Annotated in this window: 2 protein-coding genes; one reads left to right on the top strand and one right to left on the bottom strand. The window is 36.7% G+C overall.

Annotated elements, in window-relative coordinates; genetic code table 11:
- On the bottom strand, positions 1-417 hold a 417-nt coding region (locus HMPREF9171_RS111400), incomplete at its 3' end, for a helix-turn-helix domain-containing protein (protein ID WP_000002265.1).
- A gap of 363 nt (positions 418-780) precedes the next feature.
- On the opposite strand from HMPREF9171_RS111400, the gene HMPREF9171_RS1000000113250 reads away from it, so the two are divergent.
- Complete coding sequence (locus HMPREF9171_RS1000000113250; RefSeq protein ID WP_001104142.1) at positions 781-939, top strand: hypothetical protein; 159 nt, start codon at positions 781-783, stop codon at positions 937-939.
- The last annotated feature ends 66 nt before the right edge of the window (positions 940-1,005 follow it).

Below are 1,005 nucleotides of genomic sequence, written 5' to 3' on the forward strand. Positions count from 1 at the left end.
TACATCATTTAGATACTGACCTGTACCAGCTGAAGCAGCGTGGTCGTAGTAGTTGTAAGAGAATAGGTCGGTTACTGTGTTTTGTTGTTCTAACTGTGTTTCGGCTGTATCAAGAACGATTAGTTGTCGCTTGTGTTCTAATTGAGAAGAAGTAGCATTTATTTTTTGTAGGGTAGATGGGATGAGTTCTGGTGATGCGGTTTCTTGGATTTTATATATTTCGTCACCTAAAAGCTTCGATTTTGGTATTCCGAAAATAGAAGCCATTTGTTCTATATTATCCATTAGAGGTTTGTTTCTACCCACCTCCCAAGCTGAAATGGCTGTTGGAGCTATTTTTAACTTTCTAGCTAGCTCTTTTTGGGTTAGCTTATTTTGTTTTCTGAAATATTTTATATTATCCGATAAGTTAGCCATTTTTTGCTCCTTTACTATTATATGTCTAACAATATTGTACACTTCAAGTGGAATAAATGCAATATTTTTTTAGCAAAATGCAAAAAAACACTTGCAAGTACACTTCAAGTGTAGTATACTATAATCAAGCTTAAGGAATTAAGCAAAACGAAAGGAGGTACAGCTAATGAAATCTAGGCTAAACAAAAAGCCTAAACACAAAGAACTAGAAGTCGAAATCAAGATTCTTTGGTTTAAGCTTAGGATTCACTACTCAATAGAGTGGTGACAATACCAAGAGGGCTAAGAAGCCCTCTCCCCTAACGGGGTAAGTTTAGTTTAGCACATTGGCTGTATCTCCGCAAGAATGAAAGGAGAGGTTGCATGAATTGGAAAAAACTAATGTTTGGCGACTTAGAACACACGTTTACTAGTCGTGATGGCAAGGAAAAAACAAGCGTTGAATTTGAAGGTGGCTTATTGCCAGCACTGTTAGTGCTAGGTGGTATCACTTGGTTGATCGCTTGGTTTATTACAAAATAAAAACTCCCAAGTGGGAGTGGAAAGGAAGATATGGAAAAAATTAAATACGGTGTACTAGGTTCTTCT

It is taken from the genome of Streptococcus agalactiae ATCC 13813 (assembly GCF_000186445.1).
Classification (GTDB): Bacteria; Bacillota; Bacilli; order Lactobacillales; family Streptococcaceae; genus Streptococcus; species Streptococcus agalactiae.